Here is a 7801-nt window from a genome sequence, read left to right on the forward strand (position 1 = left end):
GTCCATAGTGCAGCGGACCTAGAATTCGTCGCCATGCAACTCAACCGCCGACCCCGCAAAACCCTGGGCTTTCAAACACCAGCCGAGAAAATGGCCGCACTGATAAACTCAACCGAAACATAAGAAGTGTTTCCACGACCACTAGAATCCGCCCACCCCGGTGCCGATATATAGCGTGGCGCCTAGGCTATGCGCGCCATTGGTGGTGAAAATAGTTGACAGGAAACCGTTATTAATAAATAAGGTTACCGGTATGGTGAATTATATTCACGAGTGTTACAGTCATCCTTAGTTGATAATCATCTAACGTTAAGGAGAATCTTATGTCGTCTATTTCTTCCCTGCTCGCTACCGCAATTGCTGCCCTCATGCCATTTGCCGGCTCTACCGGTCCGGTCGATGCCCAAGAACAGCTCTCCCAGCCGGATCCTGCTGAGAACGCCCAGACCGCACCGGTCGAGGCTGGTGAGCAGCCTGCGCAGGACCAGCAGCCGGGCGCCCACGCTGAGAAGGGCCGTATCACCGGTGACAAGGAAGACGTCATCAACGGTGACGCAGAGGGTGCCGAAGAGGTCGATCCAGGGTTCAACGGTGGCAACCTGCAGAGCGGTAAGCTGGCCGTGCAGCGCGAGCTGGCGCTTGCTACCCAGGAGGTCGGCCACGAGTTCATGAACATCGAGTTTAAGGATGACCACTCTGCTCACCTGACCTTCCCGGAGACCTACAACCCGGAGAAGGATGAGGCAGCTGTGCAGCGCGTTATGGGCGCCCTGAAGATCAACGGCTACGACAACATCACCGCTGCCTATTAAAGCGCGAATGTCCCGAGACTTAGGGACGAAAAAGGAGGGTGGAACGCTCGGGAAGGGCGTTCCACCCTTTTTGCTTTTCCCGCCAGAGTAGGCGCGGGGAAGGGAAGGCCTAGGCCTCGTCTACGGTCTTCTCGTACAGGCCGGGGAAGCGGTCATCCGGATCGGTCACCGCTTTAATGGAGGCAGGAAGACTGCCGCCGTAGAGCTCTTCGAACTTCTCCCGGGAATAGAAGGCCTCTGAGTAGAGGGATTTGTGCCCGCCCAGCTCGTTGACCTTGGCTTCGATAACGCGGTTGAATGCGCCATTATTCGGAGCGGAGGGATCCACATGATCCCCTTCCACGCCGGACCAAAAGCCAACGTTGACCCAGGTTTGTCCGGGGCGAAGCGGATACAGCGGCCATGGGTCAGCGGAGTCAGAGGCAAGGTCGCCAGTGCCAACAAGTTCGTTTACGCCATCTCGCAGTCGGATAGGGCACAGCCACACCGGTTGAATATCGGAGGCATTAAAGAACCAATGGAGGAATTCCGGCAGGTTTTCTGGGGTGACCTCAATATCCTGCACCACGCGCTCGGCGCGCGGCTTGCCGTGGGGCTTTTTGATGAAGTTATATTCCAGCTCGTATTTGCGGTCGAGTCGGACCAGCTTCCAATAGAAGGAGCTGCGGCGAAGCTCGCGCGGCCACACCTTGCGCACCTTCGGGTTCTGCGCACCAAAAGCACGCGAGCACCAGAACCAGTCGGTATCCCAGCGCCAGATGTAATCGCGGATGGTGAGGCGATCGCGGCGGATGCCAGAGGCGTGCTGGAGGCTGCGGTAGTAAATCTTGTCCCGCGTGTAATCGGAGGTCGGTCCCTCCTCGTCAGTGAAGCGGGCAAAGACAAGGTAGGCCTCGTCCTCGGAGAAGACCACTCCGTCGAGGCCGTGGACGGGTTCGCCGCGGTGGGTGTGGGAAGAGGCGACGTCGGCAAGCGCGCGGCTCGCCTCCTCCACGGTGTGGAAACGCTCTTCGCGCAGCTCTACATAGGCGGGCACGGGTTCCAGCTCAATCTTGAGGCGCACCGCGTAGCCCAGCGAGCCATAGGAGTTGGGGAAGAGGCGGAAGAGATCGACGTTGTCTTCGCGGGAGCAGGTGAGAATCTCGCCGGTGCCGGTAAGGACATCCATCTCCAGCACGGACTCGTGTGGGAGACCGTTGCGGAAGCTGGTGGATTCCACGCCCATGCCAGTAACCGCACCGCCCAAAGTAATGGTCTTAAGCTGCGGTACGACGAAGGGCATGAGGCCGTGGGGCAAAGTGGCATCCACGAGGTCCTCATAGGTACACATGCCCTGCACATCGGCCGTGCGGGCAACTGGATCGACCTCAATGACGCCGCTAAGGCCGGATACGTCGAGGCCCTCCTGCTCCTCGCTGCGGCTGCGGAAGAGGTTGGAGGTCTTCTTGGCTAGGCGCACGCGCTTTCCGGCCGGGACGGCACGGAAGCTCGCCAGCAGCTTATCGACGCCCTCCTGGTGCGCCTCCCACCCCACCGGCTCAATGGGCATGGCATCCACCGGCCGCGGCTGGGCAGCGTCGAGGCGTTCGCGCAGGTTATCAATGAGAGTCATGACACCCCTCCTTAAAAGCGGCTATCTTCCCACCAGCGGCGCTCAGGCACGCCGGCGCGGGAACCGGCCTCGCCTAGCTTGACACCGAGGAAGTGGTACAGGTTGATGATATTGCGCTCAAAGCCCCACTCAGATCCGGCCATATAAATGCCGTAGAGGCGGGCGGTGGGCAGGCCCACGGTTGCGCAGGCCTCGTCCCAATTGTCCTTCAGGTTCTCGCACCAATCGTGCAGCGTGCGCATGTAATCAAAGCGCAGAGACTCGGTGTGAATGACTTCAAAGCCATTGTCTTGCATGGCCTTGGTGACATTGCCGGAGCCGGTGAGCTCGCCGTCAGGGAAGATATAGCGGTCAATGAAGCCGCCCTTGGGGGTCTTGTGATTATCCGGGTAAGTGATGTTGTGGTTGAGCATCAGGCCGCCGACCTTCAATTTACCGTGGAGGAACTTGAAGAAGTCGTTGTAGTTCTTTACGCCAATGTGCTCGATAATGCCGATGGCGGAGATGGCATCGAAGCCCTCTTCGGTGATATCGCGGTAGTCCATGAAGCGGACCTCCGCCAAGTCTTGGAGGCCTTCCTCCTCAATCTTGCGCTGGCCCCACTCGGCCTGTTCCTTGGAGAGGGTGACGCCGATGGACTTCACGCCGCGGCGTGCCGCGTAGCGCACCATACCGCCCCAGCCGCAGCCCACATCCAAGTGGCGGTCGCCCTCTTTGAGGCGGAGTTTGTCAAAGATGAGGCGGTACTTATTTTCCTGCGCTTCCTCTAGCGTGGCGTCTGGGGAGGGGTAGTAGGCGCAGGTATAGGTCATTGAATCGCCCAAGAAGAGCTCGTAGAAATCATTGCCTACGTCGTAGTGATCGGAAATGACATCGGCATCGCGCTGTTTCGAGTGCTTGGACAGGCCGTCGTGTAGCTTGCGGCGCAGCCATGAAGCGCGCTCCACCTCGGGGACCGGCTGGATTTGGAAGGCGCCCATGGATGCTAGGGAGCGAACAACGCGCGCCAGGGTCTTGGCATCCGGCTTCTGGAATTTGTCATACATGGCATGCAGCGCATCAAAAATTCCATAGGGGTGGGCCGGGTGATCGCCATGCACCGTGATGCCGTCCGTGACATATGCACGCGCAAAACCGACATCGCCGGGATGGGTAGCAATAAAAGAGAGGCCCTCAAGGCTATTAATAGTCACCTTGTATTGGGCGTCTTCTGGTCCGGTCGCGGACCCGTCAAAGGCCTCCCAGCGGAAGGGGTTGGGGCTAGGGACAAAAACGTCGATGATCTCAGCAACGGTCATCGGCGTGAATTTCTTGCTCATAAGTACTTCTTTCGAAACATTTGGTTCACACCAATAACGGCCTCGAAGCGCAAGGCTGTGAGGTCGGAGACTATTTAAGGGGATTGCGCGGGGGCAATACCCCTCATGGTAAACCCCGGATGCAAAACGCGCGAAAGATCAAGCAATCATGGTCACACTATTGGGTCTTAATGTGGCTATGCGGGGCAAGGCTGGTAGGGTAATGGGGTCATAAGTGTTCAACCGTCCCTGAAGGAAACCTGAATTTCCCCTAAGCTTTCTGGCTCAGGGGGTGTGGTTTCCTAGGGGTAGATGAGTTTCCACCTCCGTGTGTGAACGCGAAACCCTCCCTAGATTTTGCGTTCGGCAGCGGTAGGCCAGGAGGATTTTGTAGTGTCCGCCATTGTCCAGGCTTTCAAGGATGCCGACCTACGTAAGAAGATCGTCTTCACCATCGTGATGATCATTGCGTACCGCGTCGGTGCACAGATCCCGTCTCCGGGTGTTGACTATGCGTCTATTGCTGGCCGCTTGCGCCAGCTTACCGAGCAGTCCGGAGACCTTTACTCCGTCATCAACCTCTTCTCGGGTGGTGCGCTGCTGCAGCTGTCGATCTTCGCTATCGGCATCATGCCGTACATTACGGCGTCCATTATTGTGCAGCTGCTGACCGTGGTCATTCCTCGCTTTGAGGAATTGAAGAAGGAAGGCCAGTCCGGTCAGGCCAAGATGACCCAGTACACCCGCTACCTGACCCTCGCGCTGGCGTTGCTGCAATCCTCCGGCATCGTCGCGCTGGCAGACCGTGAGCAGCTGCTGGGCCAGGGCGTACCAGTCTTGGCAGATGACCGAAACTTCTTCACCCTCATCGTCTTGGTCATCACCATGACTTCCGGCGCTGTACTGGTGATGTGGATGGGTGAGCTCATCACCGAAAAGGGCATCGGTAACGGCATGTCCCTGCTCATCTTCGCTGGTATCGCAACCCGCCTGCCCACCGATGGTGCAAGCATCCTGCAGAACAATGGTGGACTCGTCTTCGCCATGGTGGTAGCCGGCTTGGTCGTCCTAGTTGTTGGCATTACCTTCATCGAGCAGGGCCAGCGCCGCATTCCGGTTCAGTACGCAAAGCGCATGGTCGGCCGCCGCCAGTACGGTGGTTCCTCTACCTACCTGCCGCTGAAGGTCAACCAGGCCGGCGTTATCCCGGTCATCTTCGCTTCCTCCCTTATCTACATGCCGGTCCTCATTACCCAGATTGTGAACTCTGGCTCCCCCGGCACCCCGGATAACTGGTGGCAGCGCAATGTCATCGCGCACCTGCAGGCACCTTCCTCCTGGCAGTACATCGTGCTGTACTTCGTCCTGACCATCTTTTTCGCTTACTTCTATGTCTCGGTCCAGTACGATCCGGCAGAGCAGGCGGATAATATGAAGAAGTACGGCGGCTTTATCCCGGGTATTCGCCCGGGCCGTCCGACCGCGGAGTACCTTGGTTATGTGATGAACCGTCTGCTGTGCGTGGGCGCCCTGTACCTGGCACTTATCGCCATCCTGCCGAATATCCTCTTGGACCTCGGCGTAGGCAGCTCCTCCGCCAGCGGCACCTCCGCCTTTGGTGGTACGGCCATCCTGATTATGGTCTCCGTCGCCTTGACCACGGTCAAGCAGATCGAGTCCCAGCTACTGCAATCCAACTACGAAGGACTACTTAAGTAATGCGTCTTGTACTTCTAGGACCTCCCGGTGCCGGCAAGGGCACCCAGGCAGCTATCCTCAGCGAGAAGCTGAACGTTCCGCACATCTCCACCGGCGACCTGTTCCGCGCCAACATTGGCGAAGGCACTCCGCTGGGTGTAGAGGCAAAGTCCTACATCGATGCAGGCAAGCTGGTACCTACCGACGTCACCGCCCGTATGGTCGAGGACCGCCTTAATCAGGATGACGCCAAAAATGGCTTCCTGCTGGACGGCTTCCCACGTACCACCGAGCAAGCAGACATCTTGGAGGAGCTGCTTGCTAAGAAGGGCGAGAAGCTCGACGGAGTTCTCAACTTCGAGGTCTCTGAGGATGTTGTTGTTGAGCGCATGATGGCCCGTGGCCGCGCCGACGATAATGAGGAGACTATCCGCACCCGCCTCGGTGTCTACCGCCAGGAAACCTTCCCGCTTATCGAGCACTACGGCGATGCCATCATCTCCATCAAGGCCGAAGGCGCCGTGGAGGAAATCAACGCCCGTGCGATGGAAGCACTGGGTAAGTAAGCATGGCTTTTCGACGCCGCAGTAAGCGCATCCCCGCCCGCACCCCGGGCGAGCTAGACGCCATGCAGGCCGCCGGCGAGATTGTTGGCAAGGCACTGCAGGAAGTCCGCGCTGCTGCGGCGTCTGGCGTATCTACCCTCGAGCTGGATGCGGTGGCTGAGCAGACCATTCGCGATGCCGGCGCCTATCCCACCTTCAAGGGGTACGAAGGATTTCCGGGCTCCATCTGTGCTTCCGTTAATGACGTCATCGTGCACGGCATTCCGGATAAGGAAACCGTCCTCGCAGATGGCGACTTGGTGTCCATCGATTGCGGTGCCACGCTGGACGGTTGGGTAGGCGATAGCGCTTGGTCCTTTGCAGTAGGCGAGCTCGATGCAGACGTCGCAGCCCTCAATAAGGCCACCGAGTATGTCCTCATGGAGGGCATGCAGGCTATGGTTCCGGGCAATCTGCTTACCGACGTCTCCCATGCCCTAGAGCAAGCCACCCGCCGGGCCGAGCAGAAGTTCGGCGTGGATCTTTTCATCGTGGATGGCTATGGCGGTCACGGCATCGGGCGCACCATGCACGAGGATCCTTACCTGGCCAATGAGGGTCGCCCGGGCCGTGGCCCGCTGATCCAAGAAGGTTCCGTCCTAGCTATTGAACCCATGCTAACTTTGGGCACAGAGGATTCTGCCGTGCTAGAGGATGACTGGACGGTCGTTACCCTCGATGGCTCCTTTGCCGCTCACTGGGAGCATACGGTGGCCGCGACCGCCGATGGGCCCCGTATTCTTACCCGCCGCTACTGACATTTATTCCCCGATATGCCTGTTGCACTAGGCATATGCCCCTGAAAGGTTTATACTCACAGCCATGTCTAAATTTAGCTTCCGCAAGATCCGTGCCACGGTTGCAGCGCCCGCAGTCGCTGGCGTGATGGCCTTGAGCACCACCATTGCGGCTCCTGCCGCTACCGCCCAGGAGATTCCGAACCTGGATCAGCTCAGCTCCAAGGCAAACTCCGACCTCGCTCAGTTCTCTTCCCAGTCCGGCCTGGACCAGCTCACCGCTGAGGCAAAGAAGCAGCTGGATAACTTCCATGGCCAGAGCCGCGAGCAGGCCTGGAATACCCGCAACCAGATCCTGGACCAGGCAGAGAAGTTCTCCCCGGAACTGGCACCTAGCGTCCAGACCGCTGTGGACGGCGCCGTAGAATTCCTCTTCCCAGGCTTGATTGCACAGAAGAATTTGGAAGCACGCAAGGCCCGCGAGGCCGCCGCCCGCGCCAACGCTGAGCGCGTTGCCGCTGAGAAGGCTCGTTCTGAGGCTGCCGCACGCAAGGCGGAAGCACAGCGCCGCGCCAACCAGTTCGACCGTGGCCCGTGCCCGGCCGATGCCAAGGTATGCGTTGATCTCGACGGTCGCCGCACCTGGTTGCAGGACGGCGGCAAGGTGTCCTACGTGTCCCCGGCCATGTCTGCTGGCATGCGTGGACAGGAGACCCCGCGCGGCACGTTCTACGTTGGCCGCAAGGTAGAGCATGACATCTCCCGCGAGTTCAATAACGCGCCGATGCCATACTCCATCTACTTCACCAATAACGGTCACGCCTTCCACCTGGATGACCCGGCCGTAGACTCCAATGGTTGCGTTCACCTGCCGCCAGACGCTGCCAAGCGCTACTGGGATAATGTGCAGGTTGGCGATAAGGTCTTCATCTACTAAGACCCGCGCTTAAGCGAAAGCCTCATCCCCCGAACTAATCTCCCGAAGAGGAGAATCGGTTCGGGGGATTTTGCTGGCTTAGGGGGAGGGGCGGATTCTAGC

General features: G+C 58.9%; 7 protein-coding genes. 5 read left to right on the top strand and 2 right to left on the bottom strand.

The features are described 5' to 3' along the window. The first annotated feature begins 323 nt into the window (after positions 1 to 323). The gene (locus tag QKD99_RS11095) at positions 324 to 812 is read left to right on the top strand and encodes a hypothetical protein (protein WP_347951451.1); all 489 of its coding nucleotides are present in this window, start codon (positions 324 to 326) and stop codon (positions 810 to 812) included. 109 nt (positions 813 to 921) lie between these two features. On the opposite strand, the gene QKD99_RS11100 is transcribed toward QKD99_RS11095, so the two are convergent. Then, complete coding sequence (locus QKD99_RS11100) at positions 922 to 2424, bottom strand: FAD-binding oxidoreductase (RefSeq protein ID WP_347951452.1); 1503 nt, start codon at positions 2422 to 2424, stop codon at positions 922 to 924. Between the two features lie 11 nt (positions 2425 to 2435). Then, positions 2436 to 3743 (bottom strand): class I SAM-dependent methyltransferase, encoded by a 1308-nt coding sequence (locus QKD99_RS11105; RefSeq protein ID WP_204610220.1) that lies wholly within the window; start codon positions 3741 to 3743, stop codon positions 2436 to 2438. A gap of 372 nt (positions 3744 to 4115) precedes the next feature. Here QKD99_RS11105 and secY point away from each other — a divergent pair, with 372 nt between their 5' ends. From secY to QKD99_RS11125, 4 genes are all read left to right on the top strand, one after another. Next, positions 4116 to 5441, top strand: coding sequence for a preprotein translocase subunit SecY (gene secY, locus QKD99_RS11110; protein WP_239278105.1), 1326 nt, complete (start codon positions 4116 to 4118; stop codon positions 5439 to 5441). Next, entirely contained in the window at positions 5441 to 5986 is a 546-nt protein-coding gene (locus tag QKD99_RS11115) for an adenylate kinase (RefSeq protein ID WP_269954279.1), read from the top strand. Before secY ends, QKD99_RS11115 begins: the two co-directional genes overlap by 1 nt. Before the next feature lie 2 nt (positions 5987 to 5988). Further along, complete coding sequence (gene map, locus QKD99_RS11120; protein ID WP_269954280.1) at positions 5989 to 6783, top strand: type I methionyl aminopeptidase; 795 nt, start codon at positions 5989 to 5991, stop codon at positions 6781 to 6783. Between the two features lie 64 nt (positions 6784 to 6847). Continuing rightward, complete coding sequence (locus QKD99_RS11125; protein ID WP_347951453.1) at positions 6848 to 7699, top strand: L,D-transpeptidase; 852 nt, start codon at positions 6848 to 6850, stop codon at positions 7697 to 7699. Positions 7700 to 7801: the final 102 nt, after the last annotated feature.

It is taken from the genome of Corynebacterium sp. c3Ub_189, assembly GCF_039907195.1.
Lineage (GTDB): Bacteria > Actinomycetota > Actinomycetes > Mycobacteriales > Mycobacteriaceae > Corynebacterium.

Coding starts and splice junctions, on each gene's coding strand:
- QKD99_RS11095 (WP_347951451.1), top strand. CDS start 324: ATGTCGTCTATTTCTTCCCTGCTCGCTACCGCAATTGCTGCCCTCATG.
- QKD99_RS11100 (WP_347951452.1), bottom strand. CDS start 2,424: ATGACTCTCATTGATAACCTGCGCGAACGCCTCGACGCTGCCCAGCCG.
- QKD99_RS11105 (WP_204610220.1), bottom strand. CDS start 3,743: ATGAGCAAGAAATTCACGCCGATGACCGTTGCTGAGATCATCGACGTT.
- QKD99_RS11115 (WP_269954279.1), top strand. CDS start 5,441: ATGCGTCTTGTACTTCTAGGACCTCCCGGTGCCGGCAAGGGCACCCAG.
- map (WP_269954280.1), top strand. CDS start 5,989: ATGGCTTTTCGACGCCGCAGTAAGCGCATCCCCGCCCGCACCCCGGGC.
- QKD99_RS11125 (WP_347951453.1), top strand. CDS start 6,848: ATGTCTAAATTTAGCTTCCGCAAGATCCGTGCCACGGTTGCAGCGCCC.